The following is a 19265-nucleotide window of genomic DNA, read 5'->3' on the forward strand; positions in this document are numbered from 1 at the left end:
TGAGGTTCAGGGTAGCCAGCAGGCTACCCTTAATTTCACTGACACGAGAATACGCATAGCCTATGAAGCCCATTTTTAGCCGTGGCCCGTCGCTGCAGATTCGCCTTATTCTGGCGGTGCTGGTGGCGCTGGGTGTCATTATCGCCGACAGCCGCCTGGGTATGTTCAGTCAAATCCGAACATACATGGATACTGCCGTCAGTCCTTTCTATTTTGTTTCTAATGGTCCCCGTGAACTGCTCGATAGCGTCTCGCAAACGCTGGCATCACACGACCAGCTCGAGCTTGAAAACCGCGCATTACGTCAGGAGCTGCTGCTGAAAAACAGCGACCTGCTGATGCTGGGTCAGTACAAACAGGAAAATGCCCGTTTACGCGAACTGTTAGGTTCACCGCTGCGCCAGGACGAACAAAAAATGGTGACGCAGGTGATCTCAACGGTTAACGATCCGTACAGCGATCAGGTTGTTATCGATAAAGGCACCGTCAACGGCGTCTATGAAGGCCAGCCGGTCATCAGCGACAAAGGCGTTGTGGGTCAGGTTGTCGCGGTGGCAAAACTGACCAGCCGCGTCCTGCTGATTTGCGATGCAACCCACGCGTTGCCGATTCAGGTGCTGCGTAACGATATCCGCGTGATTGCCGCCGGTAACGGCTGCACCGACGATTTACAGCTGGAGCATCTGCCGGCCAACACCGACATTCGCGTCGGCGATGTGCTGGTTACCTCCGGTCTGGGCGGCCGATTCCCGGAAGGGTATCCGGTCGGCGTTGTCTCGTCGGTTAAGCTGGACACTCAGCGTGCCTATACCGTTATTCAGGCGCGCCCAACGGCGGGCCTGCAGCGTCTGCGCTATCTGCTGCTGCTGTGGGGCGCCGATCGGAATGGCACTAACCCGATGACCCCGGAAGAGGTACATCGCGTTGCTAACGAACGCCTGATGCAGATGATGCCGCAGGTGCTGCCGTCGCCGGAAGCGATGGGGCCACAGCTGCCTGCGCCAGCAACCGGCATGACCGCCCCCTCTGCGGATACGCCGCCACCTCAGCTCCCCTCAGGAGGGCAATAGTGGCAAGTTACCGTAGCCAGGGACGCTGGGTAATCTGGCTCTCGTTTCTTATCGCACTGTTGCTACAAGTTATGCCCTGGCCGGATGACCTCACGGTTTTCCGGCCGAACTGGGTCCTGCTTATTCTGCTTTACTGGTCGCTGGCGCTACCGCACCGGGTGAATGTGGGCACGGGCTTCGTGATGGGTGCCATACTGGATCTGATCAGTGGTTCAACGCTCGGCGTGCGCGCGCTGTCGTTGAGCATTGTGGCGTATCTGGTGGCGCTAAAGTATCAGCTGTTCCGCAACCTGGCGCTCTGGCAGCAGGCGCTGGTCGTTATGCTACTCTCGCTCGCGACGGATATTATTGTTTTCTGGGCAGAGTTTTTAGTGATCAACGTCTCTTTCCGACCTGAAGTGTTCTGGAGTAGTGTAGTAAACGGCGTGCTTTGGCCATGGATATTTCTACTGATGCGTAAAGTTCGTCAGCAATTTGCCGTTCAATAAGGTCGTTATGGTATCTCTCTATCTTGCTTCAGGTTCCCCGCGTCGCCAGGAACTGCTTACTCAGCTTGGCATCTCGTTTGAGAAAGTGGTTCCGGGTATTGAAGAAGTGCGCCGTCCTCATGAGGAGGCTCAGCACTACGTGGCGCGGCTGGCGCGAGAAAAAGCGCAGGCGGGCGTTGCCCTCGTGTGTGAGGATCGCCCGGTTCTGGGGGCGGATACCATTGTTATCCTTAACGGTGAAGTGCTGGAGAAACCGCGCGATGAAGCACATGCAGCCGCTATGCTGCGTATGCTCTCAGGGAATACCCATCAGGTGATGACCGCCGTTGCGCTGGCTGACCGCCAGCACACGCTCGACTGTCTGGTGGTCACCGAGGTGACCTTCCGGACGCTCTCTGATGATGATATCGCAGCGTATGTTGCGAGCGGAGAACCTTTAGATAAAGCAGGTGCATACGGTATTCAAGGGTTGGGTGGCTGTTTCGTCAGGAAGATCAATGGCAGCTATCACGCCGTAGTCGGCTTACCGCTGGTGGAAACGTATGAGTTGCTGAGTAACTTTAACTCGCTACGTGAAAAAAGGGATAAACATGACGGCTGAATTATTAGTTAACGTGACGCCATCGGAGACGCGGGTGGCGTATATCGACGGCGGCATTTTGCAGGAAATTCATATTGAGCGTGAAGCGCGACGCGGAATAGTAGGCAATATCTACAAAGGTCGTGTCAGTCGGGTCTTGCCGGGTATGCAGGCGGCTTTTGTAGATATTGGTCTGGATAAGGCGGCGTTCCTTCACGCCTCCGATATCATGCCGCACACCGAATGTGTCGCCGGCGAAGAACAAAAACAATTCACCGTGCGCGACATCTCCGAACTGGTACGCCAGGGCCAGGATCTGATGGTGCAGGTGGTAAAAGATCCGCTGGGCACCAAAGGCGCGCGTCTGACCACTGACATTACCTTACCCTCCCGCTATCTGGTGTTTATGCCGGGTGCCTCGCACGTCGGCGTGTCGCAGCGTATTGAAAGCGAAGCCGAACGCGACCGCCTAAAGAAGGTGGTGGCCGAATACTGCGATGAGCAGGGCGGCTTTATTATTCGTACGGCGGCAGAAGGCGTGTGTGAAGAGGACTTAGCCTCAGATGCCGCCTACCTTAAACGCGTCTGGACCAAAGTGATGGAGCGCAAAAAGCGCCCGCAGACCCGCTACCAGATGTACGGTGAACTGGCGCTGGCGCAGCGTGTGCTGCGCGACTTTGCTGACGCCCAACTGGATAAAATTCGCGTTGACTCGCGTTTGACCTACGAAGCGTTAATGGAATTTACGGCTGAATATATGCCTGAAATGACCAATAAGCTTGAGCACTACAGCGGTCGCCAGCCTATCTTTGATCTCTTCGATGTTGAGAATGAAATCCAGCGTGCGCTGGAGCGTAAAGTAGAACTCAAGTCAGGTGGCTATCTGGTTATCGACCAGACCGAGGCCATGACCACCGTCGACATTAATACCGGAGCCTTCGTTGGCCACCGTAATCTCGATGACACCATCTTCAATACCAACATTGAAGCGACCCAGGCGATTGCTCGCCAGCTGCGCCTGCGTAACCTCGGCGGGATTATCATCATCGATTTTATCGATATGAATAACGAAGACCACCGTCGTCGCGTGCTGCATTCGCTGGAGCAGGCGCTGAGCAAAGACCGCGTCAAAACCAGCGTCAACGGTTTCTCGCCGCTCGGATTGGTTGAGATGACCCGCAAGCGCACCCGCGAAAGCGTTGAGCATGTGCTGTGCACGGAATGCCCGACCTGTCACGGTCGCGGTACGGTGAAGACGGTCGAAACGGTGTGCTACGAAATCATGCGTGAAATTGTGCGCGTGCATCATGCCTACGACTCTGATCGTTTCCTGGTCTATGCTTCTCCATCTGTGGCGGAAACGCTGAAGGGCGAAGAGTCCCATGCGCTGGCGGAAGTCGAAATATTTGTCGGCAAGCAGGTAAAAGTACAGATTGAACCGCTCTATAACCCGGAGCAGTTCGATGTGGTCATGATGTAATAACGCAGCCTGCTGCAACCCAAGGAGAGATGCGTGAGGCGATTGCCGGGGATACTACTGCTCACCGTTGCTACACTGATTGTCATTGTCGCGCTGCTGGTGAGCGGCCTGCGTCTTGCCTTGCCGCATCTGGACCAATGGCGCCCGACGCTGCTGGCGAAAATTGAAGCCGCCACCGGGCTGCCCGTCTCTGCTTCACAAATTCAGGCCAACTGGCAGACCTTCGGTCCGACGCTTGAGGTTCGTGACATCAAGGCCGGGCTGAACGACGGCGGCGAACTCTCCATTAAACGTGCCTCGATGGCGCTGGATGTCTGGCAGAGCCTGCTGCACCTGCGCTGGCAATTTCGCGAGCTGACCTTCTGGCAGCTGCAGGTCCGCACCAATACCCCGCTGCAGAATAACGACGGCGACGGTGGCCTTAAGGGCGACCGTATCAGCGATCTGTTTCTGCGCCAGTTTGATCATTTTACCCTGCGCGATAGCCACCTTAGCTTCCTGACTCTCTCCGGCCAGCGCGCCGAGCTGGCGGTTCCGCAGCTGACGTGGGTGAACGATAAAAATCGTCACCGTGCCGAAGGCGAACTGAGCCTGTCCAGCCTCACCGGCCAGCACGGGGTGATGAAGGTTCGCATGGATCTGCGCGACGAAAATGGCCTGCTGAACAAAGGGCGGCTGTGGCTGCAGGCCGACGATATCGACGTGAAGCCGTGGCTGGGCCAGTGGATGCAGGACAATATCGCGCTGACCAGCGCCCGCTTTAGCCTTGAGGGCTGGGCGTCGGTGGACAAGGGCGAGATCGCCAGCGGCGACGTGTGGCTGAAAAAGGGCGGCGCCAGCTGGCAGGGCGACGCGCAGACGCATCGGCTGTCGGTGGATAACCTCACCGCGCATCTGTCGCGGGAAAAGGAAGGCTGGGAGCTGCGGATCCTTGATACTCGCATCACCATCGACGATACGCCGTGGCCGCGCGGCGCGCTGGCGCTGGCGTGGATTCCCGCGCAGGAAGTGGGCGGCAAAGATCATCAGCGTAGCGATGAACTGCGCATTCGTGCCAGCCATTTGTCGTTGGCCGGGCTTAATGGCCTGTTGCCGATCGCCGCCAGGATCTCGCCGGACGTCGCCGATATCTGGCACACCGCGCAGCCGACGGGGATGATTGATGCGCTGGCTGTCGATATCCCGCTTCAGGACGCCGGAAAAACGCGCTTTAACGCGAGCTGGGATGGGCTGGCGTGGAAGCAATGGAAACTTCTGCCCGGCGCTGAACATGTCTCCGGCAGCGTGGCCGGGAGCGTCGAGAACGGCACGCTGCGCGTGGCGATGCAAAAAGCGCTGATGCCCTACGAGCACGTTTTCCGTGCGCCGCTGGAAATTGCGGACGGTACGGCGACCCTGAACTGGGTCAATGACGATCGCGGCTTTATGCTGGACGGGCGCAATATCGACGTGCAGGCGACCGGCGTGCGCGCGGCGGGCGGCTTCCGCTACCTGCAGCCGAAAGACGATCAGCCCTGGCTGGGGATTCTTGCCGGTATCAGCACCGACGACGGTGGCCAGGCATGGCGCTATTTCCCGGAAAACCTGATGGGTACCAAGCTGGTCGACTACCTGAGCGGCGCCATTAAAGCCGGAAAGGCGGAAAACGCGACGCTGGTGTACGGCGGTAATCCGCATCTGTTCCCCTATAAGCACAACGAGGGCCAGTTCCAGGTCTACGTTCCGCTGCATGACGCGACCTTTGCCTTCCAGCCTGACTGGCCGGCGTTGACCAACCTCAATATTGAGCTCAACTTTATCAACGATGGCCTGTGGATGAAGGCCGACAAAGCGGCGCTCGGCGGCGTGATGGCCAGCAATCTTGAGGCGGCCATTCCGGACTATGAGAAAGAAAAGCTGCTGATTGATGCTGATATCAATGGTCCGGGTAAGGCGGTTGGCCCGTATTTCCAGGATACCCCGCTGCACGATTCGCTGGCGGCGGCGCTTGAGGAGCTGCAGATAGATGGTGATGTAAGCGCTCGCTTACATCTTGATATCCCGCTCGACGGCGAGCTGGTCACCGCGAAAGGCAAAGTCGCGCTCAATAACAACAGTCTGTTTATCAAGCCGCTGGACAGCACGCTGCACAACCTGAAAGGCGCGTTCAGCTTTGAGAACGGTAACCTCACCAGCGAGCCGTTGACCGCAACCTGGTTTAATCAGCCGCTTAAAGTTGATTTTACGACCACCGAAGGCGCCAAAGCCTATCAGGTGGGCGTCAATATGCAGGCCGACTGGCAGCCGGCAAAAACCGGGGTACTGCCGCGGCAGCTTAACGATGCGCTGAAGGGCAGCGTACCGTGGAAAGGCAACGTTGCCATTGAGCTACCGTATCATAGTGGTGCCACCTACAAGGTGGGTATCACCGGCGACCTGCAAAATATGAGCAGTAGCTTACCGCCTCCGGCGGATAAAGCGGCGGGTCAGGCGCTGCCGCTGAAGATTAACGTCGACGGGAATCTACGCAGTTTCGATCTGACCGGCAGCGTTGGCCCTGGCAATCATATCAACAGCCGCTGGCGGTTGGGCAATAAGCTGGCGCTGGAGAGCGCCATTCTGACGTCGGATAGCCGTACGGTGCCGCCGTTGCCGCAAACTCCGGGGATTGAGCTGAACCTGCCGCCGATGGACGGCGCGCAGTGGCTGGCGCTGTTCCAGCACGGCGCGGCGGACAGCGTGAGTTCGGCCGCTGCTTTCCCGGAAAGCGTGACGCTGCGTACGCCGTCGCTCACCTTTGCTGGCCAGCAGTGGAATAACCTGAGCCTGGTCTCCAGGCCAACGGCTGAAGGCAAACAGGTTGAAGCGCAGGGGCGTGAAATTAACGCCAGCCTGACCATGAAAAACGGCGCGCCGTGGCAGGCCGCGGTGCGCTATCTCTACTACAACCCATCGGCTAACCCGCTGGCGCAGACGGCTGGCGTATCTACCACGGGTAGCGCAAGCGCCGCGAGCCAGATTGATTTCCACGGCTGGCCGGATCTCCAGCTGCGCTGTGCGGAATGCTGGCTGTGGGGGCAGAAATACGGGCGCATCGACGGTGATTTCAGCATAAAAGGCGATACGCTATCGCTGGCAAACGGCCTGATCGATACCGGCTTCGGGCGCCTGACCGCCGACGGCTTATGGGTGAATGCGCCCGCCGAGCAGCGTACCTCGCTGAAGGGGAAAATCCATGGCAAAAACGTTGATGATGCCGTCGCTTTCTTCGGCGTGTCTACGCCAATTCGCGACGCCGCCGTTGATGTCGACTACGATTTACATTGGCGCGATAAACCGTGGCAGCCTGATGTCGCTTCGCTGAATGGCATTCTTAAGACACACGTCAGCAAGGGCCAGTTTACCGATATTTCTACCGGCCATGCCGGGCAGCTGCTGCGCCTGCTGAGCGTAGATGCGCTGCTGCGCAAGCTGCGCTTTGACTTTAGCGACACCTTCAGCGAAGGTTTTTACTTTGACTCCATCCGCAGCACCGCCTGGATTAAAGACGGGGTGCTGAACACCGACGATACGCTGGTGGACGGTCTGGAGGCCGATATCGCCATGAAAGGTTCGGTTAACCTGGTGCGCCGCGAGCTGAATATGGAAGCGATCGTCGCGCCGGAAATCTCGGCGACGGTCGGCGTTGCGACCGCCTTCGCGGTGAACCCGATTATCGGCGCAGCGGTGTTTGCCGCGACGAAAGTGCTGGGACCGCTGTGGAACAAGGTGTCGATCCTGCGCTACCGCATCACCGGTCCAATCGACAAGCCGCAAATTAACGAAGTGCTGCGCCAGGCGCGCAGCGATAAAAAGCCATGATTTGACGCAAGCCTCAAATTGCCTCAATCTCATACGACAAACACCCGGAATACAGGCCCGCCGTGCGTCAGGCAAGCGGGCATTAACGAGTAGCGAAATAATGAGTCTAAACCTGGTAAGTGAACAATTGCTGGCGGCGAACGGCCTGAATCATCAGGATCTGTTTGCCATTCTTGGTCAACTCACGGAGCGTCGGCTGGACTATGGCGATCTCTATTTTCAGTCCAGCTATCACGAATCCTGGGTTTTAGAAGACCGCATCATCAAAGACGGCTCTTATAATATCGATCAGGGCGTCGGCGTCCGTGCCGTTAGCGGCGAGAAAACGGGCTTTGCCTATGCCGACCAGATAAGCCTGCTGGCGCTGGAACAGAGCGCACAGGCCGCGCGGACTATTGTGCGCGATGCGGGCGATGGCAAAGTGCAGACGCTCGGCGCGGTAGAACATCCTGCGCTCTATACCTCTCTCGATCCGCTGCAGAGTATGACCCGTGAAGAGAAGCTGGATATTTTGCGCCGCGTGGACAGCGTTGCGCGTGCGGCGGATTCGCGCGTGCAGGAAGTGACAGCCAGCCTGACCGGCGTCTATGAGCTGATTCTGGTGGCCGCCACCGACGGCACGCTGGCGGCGGATGTGCGCCCGCTGGTGCGTCTGTCTGTTAGCGTGCAGGTCGAAGAAGAGGGTAAGCGCGAGCGCGGTGCCAGCGGCGGCGGCGGTCGTTTTGGCTATGACTACTTCCTTGCCGATCTCGACGGTGAGGTGCGCGCCGATGCGTGGGCGAAAGAAGCCGTACGTATGGCGCTGGTCAACCTGTCTGCGGTGGCTGCGCCTGCGGGAACCCTGCCGGTTGTTCTGGGGGCGGGCTGGCCGGGCGTGCTGCTGCACGAAGCGGTAGGGCACGGGCTGGAAGGCGACTTTAACCGTCGCGGAACGTCGGTCTTCAGCGGTCAGATGGGTCAACTGGTGGCTTCCGAGCTGTGTACTATCGTTGATGACGGCACCCTTGGCGATCGCCGTGGTTCTGTAGCAATCGATGATGAAGGTACGCCGGGTCAGTACAACGTGCTGATCGAAAACGGTATTCTGAAAGGCTATATGCAGGATAAGCTCAATGCGCGCCTGATGGGCGTCGCGCCAACCGGTAACGGCCGTCGTGAATCCTATGCGCACCTGCCAATGCCGCGCATGACCAATACCTACATGCTGGCCGGAAAATCGACGCCGCAGGAAATTATTGAATCCGTGGAGTACGGCCTGTATGCGCCTAACTTTGGCGGCGGCCAGGTCGATATCACCTCCGGTAAGTTTGTGTTCTCGACCTCGGAAGCCTACCTGATTGAAAACGGTAAGGTGACCAAGCCGGTGAAAGGGGCAACGCTGATTGGCTCCGGCATTGAAACCATGCAGCAGGTGTCGATGGTCGGTAACGATCTGAAGCTGGATAACGGCGTGGGCGTCTGCGGTAAAGAAGGCCAGAGTCTGCCGGTGGGCGTCGGCCAGCCGACGCTGAAGGTCGATAATTTAACGGTGGGCGGTACCGCCTGATCTGAAAAAATGCACCTCCTTGTGAGGTGCATTGAGACGGATGACAACGTCCGAAATGCCCGATGGCGCAACGCTTATCGGGCCTACCGCTATTCTTTACTTCTCCCCCGCATTCCCTGGAACAGTCTCGCCACTTCCACAAAATAGTCGGTCAGATAGTTAATACAGACCTGCACCTTCAGCGGCAGCTTGTCCTTTTCGGTATACAGCGCGTATACCGGGCGAGGATCGGACTGGTAGCACGGGAACAAGATCTCCAGCTCGCCGCTGTTGATCTCATTGATCGCCCACATCAGCGGCACGTAGGCAATGCCGGCACCGGCAACCAGCCAGCGTGAGATGGTCATCGGATCGTTGGTGACAAACCGACCTTGTGGCAGCAGCTTGGTGGATATCCCTTCGGGCGCTATCAGCTCAAATTCGTTATCCGGACGGACGCTATATTCCAGCCATGAATGGTTGCTCAGGTCGGCCGGTTTTTCGGGCACGCCATACTGTGCGAGGTATTTTTTTGACGCACAGACCACCATCGGCATCGCGCCGAGGCGGCGCGAGAAGAGGCTGGAATCCTGCAGCGCCCCCACGCGGATCACCACGTCCAGGCCATCGGCAATCAGGTCCGGTGCGGGGATCCCTGTCACCAGGTTCACGGTCAGGCCAGGGTACTCTTTCAACATATCGGCGGTGATCCTGGCGAGAACATTTTGTGCCATAGTTGAAGAGCAGCCGACGCGCAGCGTACCGATCGGCGTATTGTTAAAAGCGTAAAGCTGCTCGTGAACGTCCTGGACTTCGAACAGCATACGCCGGCAGCCCTGGTAGTAAATTTTACCGGCTTCGGTGAGGCCAATGCTCCGCGTGCTGCGGTTAAGCAGCTTGACCTGGAGCTCATCTTCCAGTTTAGAGACAGTCTGGCTGATGGAAGATACGCTCATTTGTAGCTGCCGGGCCGCGGCGGTAAAGGAGCCTTGCTCGACAACCTTGGCAAATACCGACATCCGTTTTAGTCGTTCCATTGTTCACTCTGGCTTAAAAGTGATTTGCATCACACTATGTAGATAAGGCTATAACAGTTACGTTAATATACTGTTAGTTGAATAACTAAAGTTCCAATCTCACCTGCACGCTAGTCTAGTAAGGTCAACATGAGCCTGTTTCCTGTCATCGTGATTTTCGGTCTCTCTTTTCCGCCGATCTTCTTTGAGCTGCTCTTATCGCTCGCCATTTTTTGGCTGGTGCGTCGCGTGCTGACGCCAACCGGGATCTACGATTTTGTCTGGCATCCTGCGTTGTTCAACACCGCGCTTTATTGCTGCCTGTTTTATTTGATATCACGTTTGTTCGTTTGAGGTGGATGTGAAAACACTAACAAGAAATCTATCCCGTACCGCCATTACGGTGATACTGGTCATCCTGGCGTTCATCGCAATCTTTCGCGCCTGGGTCTATTACACCGAATCACCCTGGACGCGTGACGCTCGCTTTAGCGCGGACGTCGTGGCGATTGCCCCTGACGTTTCGGGCCTGATTACCGGGGTACAGGTTAAGGATAACCAACTGGTTAGCAAAAATCAGGTGCTGTTTGTTATCGACCAGCCGCGTTATCAGAAGGCGCTCGCGGAAGCGGAAGCGGATGTGGCCTATTATCAGGCGCTGGCCGCTGAAAAAGGGCGTGAAGCCAGCCGTCGTAACCAGCTGGGTGTCAGCGCCATGTCGCGCGAAGAAATCGATCAGTCGAATAACGTGCTGCAAACCGTTCTGCACCAGTTGGCGAAAGCACAGGCCACGCGTGACCTGGCGCGTCTTGACCTCGATCGTACCGTGATCCGCGCCCCGGCCGACGGCTGGGTGACCAACCTGAACGTGTATGCCGGTGAATTTATTACCCGTGGCTCGACGGCGGTAGCGCTCGTTAAACAGCACTCTTTCTACGTGATGGCCTACCTGGAAGAAACCAAGCTCGAGCACGTACGTCCCGGTTATCGTGCGGAAATTACCCCGCTGGGCAGCAACCGAGTACTGAAAGGCACCGTTGATAGCGTGGCGGCGGGTGTGACCAACGCCAGCAGCAGCGTTGACAGCAAGGGGATGGCCACCATTGACTCTAACCTGGAATGGGTGCGTCTGGCGCAGCGCGTGCCGGTACGTATCCATCTTGATGACGAGCCGGGCAACCTATGGCCCGCGGGGACAACCGCGACGGTGGTGATCACCGGTGCGAAGGATCGCGATGCGCGCCAGATGACCTTCTTCCAGAAACTGGCGCTGCGCCTGCGTGAATTCGGTTAATCGTCATGGGCATCTTCAGTATTGCCAACCAGCACATCCGCTTTGCCATCAAGCTGGCCTGCGCGGTGGTGCTGGCGCTGTTTGTCGGCTTTCATTTTCAGCTTGAAACGCCCCGCTGGGCGGTACTGACGGCGGCGATTGTCGCCGCTGGCCCCGCGTTTGCAGCCGGTGGGGAACCTTATGCGGGGGCCATTCGCTATCGCGGGATGCTGCGTATCGTCGGCACCTTTATCGGCTGTATCGCCGCGCTGGCGATCATTATCACCATGATCCGCGCACCGCTGCTGATGCTGCTGGTGTGCAGTATCTGGGCCGGGTTCTGTACCTGGATCTCATCGCTGGTACGCGTCGAGAACTCCTATGCCTGGGGGCTTTCCGGCTATACCGCGCTCATTATTGTCATCACTATTCAGTCCGAGCCGCTGCTCACGCCGCAGTTTGCCGTCGAACGCTGCAGCGAGATCGTGATCGGTATCGTTTGTGCGATCGTTGCGGATCTGCTGTTTTCACCGCGCTCGATCAAAAAAGAGATCGATCACGAACTGGATGCCATGCTCGTCGATCAGTATCGCCTGATGCAGTTGTGCATCAAGCACGGCGACAGCGATGAAATGGACCGCGCCTGGCACGCGCTGGTGCGTCGCGCCACCGCGATGGAGGGCATGCGCAGCAACCTCAATATGGAATCCTCACGCTGGGTGCGCGCCAACCGTCGTCTGAAGGCATTGAATACCGTATCGCTGACGATGATCACCCAGGCCTGTGAAACGTTTATTATGCAAAACTCGCGGCCGGAGCTGGTGACGGATGCCTATCGCGAACTGTTTGCTGAACCGGTCGAAACGGTGCAGGACGTACACCGTCAGCTTAAACGTATGCGCCGGGTGCTGGCGTGGACCGGTGAGCACGATACGCCGGTGACGATTTACAGCTGGGTGGGCGCCGCCACGCGCTATCTGTTGCTGAAGCGCGGGGTGATTGGCAACGCGAAAATCAGCGCCCGGGAAGAAGAAATTCTGCAAAGCGAAGTGGTGGTGCGTCCCGAGTCGGCCGAACGCCATCACGCGATGGTTAACTTCTGGCGTACCACCGTCTCCTGCGCGCTGGGGATCCTGTTCTGGCTGTGGACCGGCTGGACCTCCGGCAGCGGGGCGATGGTGATGATCGCGGTAGTGACCTCGCTGGCGATGCGTCTGCCCAACCCGCGCATGGTGGCGATTGACTTTCTTTACGGCACGATTGCCGCGTTACCGATCGGGTCGCTCTACTTCCTGGTCATTATGCCCGCCACACAGCAAAGTATGCTGCTGCTGTGCCTGAGTCTGGCGGTGATGTGCTTCTTTATCGGCATTGAAGTACAGAAGCGTCGGCTGGGGTCGCTCGGCGCGTTGGCCAGTACCATCAACATTCTGGTGCTCGATAATCCGATGACCTTCCACTTCAGCCAGTTTCTCGACAGCGCGCTGGGGCAAATTGTTGGCTGCTTTATGGCGCTGATTGTGATCCTGTTGATCCGCGATAACTCGCGTCTGCGTACCGGTCGGGTGCTGCTGAACCAGTTTGTGTTTGCCGCCGTCTCGGCGATGACCACCAATATGGCGCGGCGTAAAGAGAATCACCTGCCGGCGCTCTATCAGCAGCTCTTTTTGCTGCTCAACAAGTTCCCGGGTGATATTGCCAAGTTCCGTCTTGCGCTGACGCTCATTATTGCGCACCAGCGCCTGCGCGATGCGCCGATCCCTATCAACGATGACCTGTCGGCGTTCCACCGCCAGCTGCGCCGTACCGCCGATCGGGTGATTTCGGCGAGCAGCGATGATAAGCGCCGCTACTACTTCTCGCGTCTGCTTGAAGAGCTTGAGGTGTACCAGCAAAAGCTGCGGGTGTGGGAAGCACCAGTCCAGGTGACACAGCCGGTTGAGCGGCTGGTGGCGATGCTGCACAAGTATCAAAGTGCGTTAACCATTCATTAATCGGACTCCCGACGTCGATACGAGGTCGGGATCTTTCCCTTTCACTTCCTATCCCCGCAAAAGCGCTGTCTATACTTAACTGGAAACACTTTTCAGGAGGGTGTAATGACCACGCAAGCGCTACAGGACAACGAGCTTTTTCAAACCGGTTACCTGGTCAACGGTGAATGGCGCCGTCTTGATGCGACCTTTGATGTGCTGAACCCGGCAACGGGCGATGTGGTGGCAAAGGTGGCGAAGGCTGGGAAAACAGAAACCGAGCAGGCGATTGCAGCAGCGGCAAACGCCTTCCCGCTCTGGCGGGCCAAAACGGCGAAAGCGCGTTCAGAGTTGCTTTACCGCTGGTATCAGCTGATCGTTGAGCATAAAAGCTGGTTGGCGCAGCTCATGACCATTGAACAGGGGAAGCCGCTGAAAGAGGCGGAAGGCGAAGTGGACTATGCGGCAAGCTTCATTCAGTGGTTTGCCGAACAGGGAAAACGGGCGAACGGTGAAATCATTCCTCCGGCAAAACCCGGTTCGCGAATTCTGGCTACGCGGGAGCCAATTGGCGTCGTCGCGGCGATTACACCGTGGAATTTCCCGATGGCGATGCTCACGCGTAAGCTAGGACCCGCGCTGGCCGCGGGCTGTACTGGCGTGATAAAGCCGGCGAATAACACACCGCTTTGTGCATTTGCGCTGCTGACGCTGGCGAAAAAGGCCGGTATTCCCGATGGCGTACTGAACGCCGTTGCGGGTAATACGCAGGAAATCAGCGACGCGATTATGGCCAGCCATGAGGTACGCAAAATCTCGTTCACCGGCTCGACGTCGGTTGGGAAAACGTTGGTCCGCAACGCGGCGGAAACGATGAAGAAGGTATCGATGGAACTGGGCGGCAACGCGCCTTATATCGTGTTTGAGGATGCCGATATCGACGCAGCCGTTCAGGGGGCGGTAGCGAATAAGTTCCGTAACGCCGGGCAGGTGTGCGTCAGCGTGAACCGTTTTTATATTCATGACAGCGTCTATGACCGCTTCACCCGCCAGCTTGCTGACGCCGTGAAGGCGCTGAAGGTGGGCAATGGCCTGGATGATGGCGTGGTGGTTGGCCCACTCATCGAGCCTGCGGCGGTCAGGAAGGTACGTGAACACGTGGAAGATGCCGTTGCGAAAGGCGCACAGGTGCTGGTCGGCGGGCAGTCGCATGCGCTGGGAGGGAATTTCTGGCAGCCGACGGTGCTCGGAGACTGCAACGAACACATGCTGCTGGCGCAGGAAGAAACCTTTGGACCGCTGGCGGCCTGTTTCCGTTTTCAGGATGAAGAAGAGGTCATTCAGCGGGCGAATAATACCCCTTATGGCCTGGCCGCCTACTTCTATACCCAGAACCTGCCACGCGTCTTCCGCGTCGCGCAGGCGCTGGAGAGCGGGATGATTGGCATTAACGAATGTGCGGTATCCACCGAACTGGGGCCGTTCGGCGGTGTGAAAGAGTCCGGATTGGGACGTGAAGGTTCGGTGCTGGGTCTGGAAGAGTACCTTGAGGTGAAAACGCTGCACATCGGGGGACTTTAAGCTTGTTGGCTGGGAAGGGGGCGTGAGATGAAAATCTATACTTTTGATTTTGACGAGATAGAGGATCAGGGCGATTTTTATCGAGAGTTCGCCCGACTCTTTGCCCTCGATCGTGAGTCTATTCGCGATTTAGACGCGCTGTGGAGTGTGGTCACGGGGCCACACATGCCGCTGCCGCTGGAGATCGAGTTTAGCCATCTGAGCGAAAAGCAGCGCCGCCGCTACGGTGCGCTGATTCTGCTGTTTGATGAAGCGGAAGAAGAGCTGGAAGGGATGCTGCGCTTTAACGTTCAGCGCGGATAAAAAAAGCCCTCGCATAAGGGCGAGGGCAAGTCGTCGGACAAGACGACGAGGGTTTATTTGTACAGCTCAGCCGTAGCGTGCCAATGGTCGCCGGTACGGGCTTCAATTACGCGGTAGCTGCTGGCACCTTCTTTTTCTGCTTTAGCGGCTAATGCGCTGCGCATATCCATTGGGTCACTGCCAACCTGAGAGACAGATACGGTGCCCATGGATTGCAGGTTTTGCGCTTGTTCAGCGTTTACCTGATGCACTGCTGCGCTGGCGCCAAAGGACAGTACGGATGCCAGACCAAGAGATGCGATGATCATTGCGCTTTTCATAATTCTTTACTCCTCACCTTATTTTTCATTCTTCAGCGGTGAGAGGACATACTTCAGATTCCTGGACCGCTGGGTCGTTAACTTTTAAAACTGCCGACGTTTAACTGCGCGCTGTCTTATTTGTACAGTTCTGCTGTTGCGTGCCAGTGAGCGCCGGTACGGGCTTCAATGATGCGATAGGATGACGCACCTTGTTCTTCCGCTTTTTTGTTCAGCATTTCGTGCATATCCATCGGGGATGAACCGACGGAACCGATAGAAACGGTGCCGATTGGCTGGCGATTTTGCGCCTGATCGCTGTTGATAGAATCAGCGGCAAACGCGCCAAATGAGATAACGGAAAGGATGCTCAGAGCGGCAACAGTTGATTTGATTTTCATGATACTCACCTCGTCGAATTTTTTTGGAAGGTCTTTGTTTTGTGACCCTCATCACGAAATTAAGTATACACTAATCACATGAAATATTAATACCCCGCTAATTGTTTCGTCTGTAACTAGACGTCAGGAATCGTCATTTTTAGAACAGATTTGTATAAAAAAAGCCAAATTCTGGCAAAGTCTTGTTAAAATAATGCGTAAAATCAAAAAGATATCGTTTTTTGATTTTTCGTGCGGTGAGTAAAGGATATATTCACTGAATCTATGCGTTAGGTCGAAGAATCGCACTAAATGCTAACGAAACGGCAGTGGAACCTGTGGAGAAGGGCGGGAAAAGCAGCTCCTCTGGTGGTCCAGAGGAGAACGGCGGAGGATTTACAGTTCCTGCTCGAACAGAACCTGGATGGCTTCATAGAGGTCTTTTACGGTAAAGCCACGGGCCGGCGTCGTGAAGATGGTGTCATCACCGGCGATGCTGCCGAGAATGCCCTCTGCTTTGCCCAATGAGTCCAGCAGACGAGCAATCAGCTGCGCTGCGCCTGGGCTGGTATGGATAACCACCACGGCATCGTTGTAATCGATATCCAGTACCAGATTCTTCAGCGGGCTGGTGGTGGTCGGCACGCCCAGTTCGGCCGGCAGACAGTAAACCATTTCCATTTTGGCGTTGCGGGTACGCACGGCGCCAAACTTGGTCAGCATGCGAGAAACTTTGGATTGGTTAATATTATCGAAGCCTTCTTCCTGCAAGGCCTGAACAATTTCGCCCTGAGAGCTAAATTTTTCTTCCTTCAGTAATGCTTTAAAGGCTTTAACTAATTCTTCTTGTTTCGTTGAACTTCGCATAAGTCACCCGATTATGGTGGTGAAATTAACATTATTATGCATATAGGCGAATATTTATGCAAAATAATTTGCTCCAGGAGACCCGGGCAAATACAGAAAGGCGGGATTTTAGCAAAATTCAGGCCTAAGAAACATGCCTATATCACGGGATCCAAATAAGTTAAAAGTAAATGAAATGTTATTAAATTGCTGTTGTTTTACCCAATTCGCTGAGTATATTGTAATCGATAGTTGATGAAAGTTTGGTTTCGTAGAAAGGCCTTTTTCTGGGAGTAGTGCGGATGCTGTTGGATAGCCCGCATTCTGTAAGCAATTATATTGTAATTATTTACCTTGTGAATTAAGGTCGCCGCAACGGAGTAACAACAGGTAGCTCCTGCGTTGGTTATGCGGTCCACGACAGGTTGTTGCCTGAATGTCATTAACCATAATAAGGAGTTTAGGATGAAAGTCGCAGTCCTTGGTGCCGCCGGCGGTATTGGCCAGGCGCTTGCCCTACTACTAAAGACCCAACTGCCTTCAGGTTCAGAACTCTCCCTCTATGATATTGCCCCCGTCACACCGGGCGTGGCGGTCGATCTCAGCCATATTCCTACTGATGTCAAAATCAAAGGATTCTCCGGCGAAGATGCGACGCCTGCGCTGGTTGGGGCGGATGTTGTCCTGATTTCTGCCGGGGTTGCTCGTAAGCCCGGTATGGATCGCTCCGATCTGTTTAATGTTAACGCCGGGATTGTGAAAAACCTGGTGCAGCAAATTGCAAAAACCGCGCCGAAAGCCTGCATTGGTATTATTACCAACCCGGTCAACACCACCGTCGCTATTGCTGCGGAAGTGCTAAAAAAAGCGGGCGTGTACGATAAGAATAAACTGTTCGGCGTGACCACGCTGGATATCATCCGCTCCAATACCTTTGTGGCGGAGCTCAAAGATAAAAGCGCCGGTGAGGTGGAAGTTCCGGTAATTGGCGGCCACTCCGGCGTCACCATTCTGCCTTTATTGTCGCAAATTTCCGGCGTGAGCTTCTCCGATCAGGAAGTAAACGATCTGACCAAACGCATCCAGAACGCGGGCACTGAAGTGGTGGAAGCGAAGGCGGGCGGCGGGTCGGCAACGCTCTCTATGGGGCAGGCGGCGGCGCGTTTCGGTCTGTCTCTGGTTCGTGCGCTGCAGGGCGAGAAGGGCGTGGTGGAATGCGCCTATGTGGAAGGCGACGGTCAATATGCGCGCTTCTTCTCGCAGCCGCTGCTGCTGGGTAAAAACGGGGTGGAAGAGCGTCAGTCTATCGGCAAGCTCAGCGCTTACGAGCAGCAGGCGCTGGAAGGTATGCTGGAGACGCTGAGAAAAGATATTCAGCTGGGTGAAGACATTATTAATAAGTAAGTCGTGAAGCCTGAGATGTCACAAAGGGGCCAATGGCCCCTTTGCTTTTTCGGTGAGCGTTTAGTTTGACGCCGGGTATTCCTGGATAGTCACCTGCATCGTCAGCTTTTTATCGTCACGCATCACGACGACCGGGATAACGGACCCCGGGCGAATCTCTGCCACCTGGTCCATTGTCTCCAGCGCAGACACCGCCGGTTTACCGTTCACCGAGATAATCACGTCATTATTTTGAATGCCCGCCTGCGCCGCCGGGCCGTCTGGCGCAATTTCATTAACCACAATGCCCTGAATCTGGTCGATACCGCCGCCCTGCGAATGCAGCGGCGCGATCTCCCGCCCGCTGATGCCGATAAAGCCACGAATAACGCGTCCGTCGCGAATCAGCTTATCCATGATTTTAGTTGCCAGCTGGAACGGAATGGCAAAGCTCAGACCTTCTGGCGTTTCGCCGTCGTTGCTCTTATCGAAGGAGAGGGTGTTGATCCCCATCAGCTCGCCCAGCGAGTTCACCAGCGCGCCGCCGGAGTTACCGTGGTTGATTGAGGCATCGGTCTGTAAGAAGTTTTGTCGTCCGCTTGGGTTGAGGCCGATACGCCCGGTGGCGCTGATAATCCCCTGGGTAATGGTCTGCCCCAGGTTATACGGGTTGCCGATCGCCAGCACGACGTCGCCGATGTGCGGCGTACGCGCCGGGTTGATAGGAATGACCGGCAGGCCGCCGGTGGCGTTGATTTTCAGCACCGCCAGGTCGGTCAGGCTATCAGAACCAACCAGCAGGGCCTCAAATACGCGGCCGTCTTGTAAGGCGACGATGATCTGATCCGCATCGTTGATGACATGCTTGTTGGTAATAATGTAGCCACGTTCGTCCATAATGACGCCGGAGCCGAGCGTTTTGATCTCCAGCTGATTATTACTGCTGCTGTTCAGGCTACGGTTATAGACGTTCACCACCGCCGGCGCGGCACGGCGCACCGCGGCATTGTAGCTGGCGGGCGTTTCATCCGTGCTGCTAAAGCGCGGAGCGGAAATAGGGTTCCATTGACGTAACGAGGGGACGGAGACAATCAATATGCCGCCGACCAGTAAACCAATTGCAACCGAACGTAAGAGCTTTACAAGCATGATACAGGCATCGTTGATAAGGAAACTGGACGAAGCATACCACGAGTTAAGCGGACATACAGCGTATACGCTGCATCCG

17 protein-coding genes are annotated in these 19265 nt (G+C 56.3%); 12 read left to right on the top strand and 5 right to left on the bottom strand.

Features of this window, described 5'->3' with window-relative positions; translation table 11 throughout:
• Positions 1–62: 62 nt before the first annotated feature.
• From mreC to tldD, 6 genes are all read left to right on the top strand, one after another.
• Positions 63–1070 (top strand): rod shape-determining protein MreC, encoded by a 1008-nt coding sequence (mreC, locus tag H7R76_RS02620; RefSeq protein WP_182966900.1) that lies wholly within the window; start codon positions 63–65, stop codon positions 1068–1070.
• On the top strand, positions 1070–1558 hold the full coding sequence (gene mreD, locus H7R76_RS02625; RefSeq protein WP_064541739.1) for a rod shape-determining protein MreD: 489 nt from the start codon (positions 1070–1072) through the stop codon (positions 1556–1558). Before mreC ends, mreD begins: the two co-directional genes overlap by 1 nt.
• Positions 1559–1565: 7 nt before the next feature.
• Entirely contained in the window at positions 1566–2159 is a 594-nt protein-coding gene (locus H7R76_RS02630; RefSeq protein ID WP_106927362.1) for a Maf family protein, read from the top strand.
• Positions 2149–3618: a ribonuclease G gene (gene rng / locus H7R76_RS02635; RefSeq protein WP_106927329.1), complete on the top strand. Its 1470-nt coding sequence runs from the start codon at positions 2149–2151 to the stop codon at positions 3616–3618. Before H7R76_RS02630 ends, rng begins: the two co-directional genes overlap by 11 nt.
• Before the next feature lie 33 nt (positions 3619–3651).
• The gene (gene yhdP / locus H7R76_RS02640) at positions 3652–7458 is read left to right on the top strand and encodes an AsmA2 domain-containing protein YhdP (RefSeq protein ID WP_182966902.1); all 3807 of its coding nucleotides are present in this window, start codon (positions 3652–3654) and stop codon (positions 7456–7458) included.
• 100 nt (positions 7459–7558) lie between these two features.
• On the top strand, positions 7559–9004 hold the full coding sequence (gene tldD, locus H7R76_RS02645; protein WP_182966904.1) for a metalloprotease TldD: 1446 nt from the start codon (positions 7559–7561) through the stop codon (positions 9002–9004).
• An 89-nt stretch (positions 9005–9093) separates the two neighbouring features.
• Here tldD and aaeR read toward each other — a convergent pair whose 3' ends face one another.
• Positions 9094–10020, bottom strand: a complete 927-nt coding sequence (aaeR, locus tag H7R76_RS02650; RefSeq protein WP_182966906.1) for an HTH-type transcriptional activator AaeR — start codon at positions 10018–10020, stop codon at positions 9094–9096.
• Positions 10021–10149: 129 nt separating this feature from the next.
• Here aaeR and aaeX point away from each other — a divergent pair, with 129 nt between their 5' ends.
• The 5 genes from aaeX to H7R76_RS02675 all read left to right on the top strand — a co-directional run bounded on the left by aaeX (position 10150) and on the right by H7R76_RS02675 (position 15129).
• Positions 10150–10353: a p-hydroxybenzoic acid efflux pump operon protein AaeX gene (aaeX, locus tag H7R76_RS02655; RefSeq protein ID WP_035891204.1), complete on the top strand. Its 204-nt coding sequence runs from the start codon at positions 10150–10152 to the stop codon at positions 10351–10353.
• 7 nt (positions 10354–10360) lie between these two features.
• The gene (gene aaeA / locus H7R76_RS02660; RefSeq protein ID WP_106927321.1) at positions 10361–11293 is read left to right on the top strand and encodes a p-hydroxybenzoic acid efflux pump subunit AaeA; all 933 of its coding nucleotides are present in this window, start codon (positions 10361–10363) and stop codon (positions 11291–11293) included.
• 5 nt (positions 11294–11298) lie between these two features.
• Positions 11299–13266, top strand: a complete 1968-nt coding sequence (gene aaeB, locus H7R76_RS02665; RefSeq protein ID WP_106927318.1) for a p-hydroxybenzoic acid efflux pump subunit AaeB — start codon at positions 11299–11301, stop codon at positions 13264–13266.
• A gap of 105 nt (positions 13267–13371) precedes the next feature.
• Positions 13372–14826 carry an NAD-dependent succinate-semialdehyde dehydrogenase gene (locus tag H7R76_RS02670; protein WP_106927315.1) on the top strand — a complete coding sequence of 485 codons (1455 nt, stop codon included), beginning with the start codon at positions 13372–13374 and terminating at the stop codon, positions 14824–14826.
• A gap of 27 nt (positions 14827–14853) precedes the next feature.
• On the top strand, positions 14854–15129 hold the full coding sequence (locus H7R76_RS02675; protein ID WP_106927313.1) for a barstar family protein: 276 nt from the start codon (positions 14854–14856) through the stop codon (positions 15127–15129).
• 53 nt (positions 15130–15182) lie between these two features.
• On the opposite strand, the gene yhcN-B is transcribed toward H7R76_RS02675, so the two are convergent.
• The 3 genes from yhcN-B to argR all read right to left on the bottom strand — a co-directional run bounded on the left by yhcN-B (position 15183) and on the right by argR (position 16675).
• A complete protein-coding gene (yhcN-B, locus tag H7R76_RS02680; RefSeq protein WP_106927311.1) occupies positions 15183–15449 on the bottom strand; it encodes a DUF1471 family stress response protein YhcN-B in 267 nt (88 codons plus the stop codon).
• Between the two features lie 116 nt (positions 15450–15565).
• The gene (gene yhcN / locus H7R76_RS02685) at positions 15566–15829 is read right to left on the bottom strand and encodes a peroxide/acid stress response protein YhcN (RefSeq protein ID WP_106927309.1); all 264 of its coding nucleotides are present in this window, start codon (positions 15827–15829) and stop codon (positions 15566–15568) included.
• Between the two features lie 375 nt (positions 15830–16204).
• Complete coding sequence (gene argR / locus H7R76_RS02690; protein WP_035891195.1) at positions 16205–16675, bottom strand: transcriptional regulator ArgR; 471 nt, start codon at positions 16673–16675, stop codon at positions 16205–16207.
• Positions 16676–17119: 444 nt separating this feature from the next.
• Between argR and mdh the strand changes: the two genes are divergently transcribed.
• Positions 17120–18058, top strand: coding sequence for a malate dehydrogenase (gene mdh, locus H7R76_RS02695; RefSeq protein WP_182966908.1), 939 nt, complete (start codon positions 17120–17122; stop codon positions 18056–18058).
• 60 nt (positions 18059–18118) lie between these two features.
• Here the strand turns inward: mdh and degS are convergent, their stop codons facing one another.
• Positions 18119–19186 (bottom strand): outer membrane-stress sensor serine endopeptidase DegS, encoded by a 1068-nt coding sequence (gene degS / locus H7R76_RS02700; protein WP_182929944.1) that lies wholly within the window; start codon positions 19184–19186, stop codon positions 18119–18121.
• Positions 19187–19265: the final 79 nt, after the last annotated feature.

Source organism: Klebsiella sp. WP8-S18-ESBL-06 (assembly GCF_014169755.1).
GTDB classification, from domain to species: Bacteria; Pseudomonadota; Gammaproteobacteria; order Enterobacterales; family Enterobacteriaceae; genus Kluyvera; species Kluyvera ascorbata_B.

What these genes read in the sequence shown, in the direction of transcription:
- mreC (WP_182966900.1), top strand. Translation starts at nt 63, where the DNA reads ATGAAGCCCATTTTTAGCCGTGGCCCGTCGCTGCAGATTCGCCTTATT.
- H7R76_RS02630 (WP_106927362.1), top strand. Translation starts at nt 1,566, where the DNA reads ATGGTATCTCTCTATCTTGCTTCAGGTTCCCCGCGTCGCCAGGAACTG.
- rng (WP_106927329.1), top strand. Translation starts at nt 2,149, where the DNA reads ATGACGGCTGAATTATTAGTTAACGTGACGCCATCGGAGACGCGGGTG.
- tldD (WP_182966904.1), top strand. Translation starts at nt 7,559, where the DNA reads ATGAGTCTAAACCTGGTAAGTGAACAATTGCTGGCGGCGAACGGCCTG.
- aaeR (WP_182966906.1), bottom strand. Translation starts at nt 10,020, where the DNA reads ATGGAACGACTAAAACGGATGTCGGTATTTGCCAAGGTTGTCGAGCAA.
- aaeX (WP_035891204.1), top strand. Translation starts at nt 10,150, where the DNA reads ATGAGCCTGTTTCCTGTCATCGTGATTTTCGGTCTCTCTTTTCCGCCG.
- aaeB (WP_106927318.1), top strand. Translation starts at nt 11,299, where the DNA reads ATGGGCATCTTCAGTATTGCCAACCAGCACATCCGCTTTGCCATCAAG.
- H7R76_RS02670 (WP_106927315.1), top strand. Translation starts at nt 13,372, where the DNA reads ATGACCACGCAAGCGCTACAGGACAACGAGCTTTTTCAAACCGGTTAC.
- H7R76_RS02675 (WP_106927313.1), top strand. Translation starts at nt 14,854, where the DNA reads ATGAAAATCTATACTTTTGATTTTGACGAGATAGAGGATCAGGGCGAT.
- yhcN-B (WP_106927311.1), bottom strand. Translation starts at nt 15,449, where the DNA reads ATGAAAAGCGCAATGATCATCGCATCTCTTGGTCTGGCATCCGTACTG.
- yhcN (WP_106927309.1), bottom strand. Translation starts at nt 15,829, where the DNA reads ATGAAAATCAAATCAACTGTTGCCGCTCTGAGCATCCTTTCCGTTATC.
- argR (WP_035891195.1), bottom strand. Translation starts at nt 16,675, where the DNA reads ATGCGAAGTTCAACGAAACAAGAAGAATTAGTTAAAGCCTTTAAAGCA.
- mdh (WP_182966908.1), top strand. Translation starts at nt 17,120, where the DNA reads ATGAAAGTCGCAGTCCTTGGTGCCGCCGGCGGTATTGGCCAGGCGCTT.
- degS (WP_182929944.1), bottom strand. Translation starts at nt 19,186, where the DNA reads ATGCTTGTAAAGCTCTTACGTTCGGTTGCAATTGGTTTACTGGTCGGC.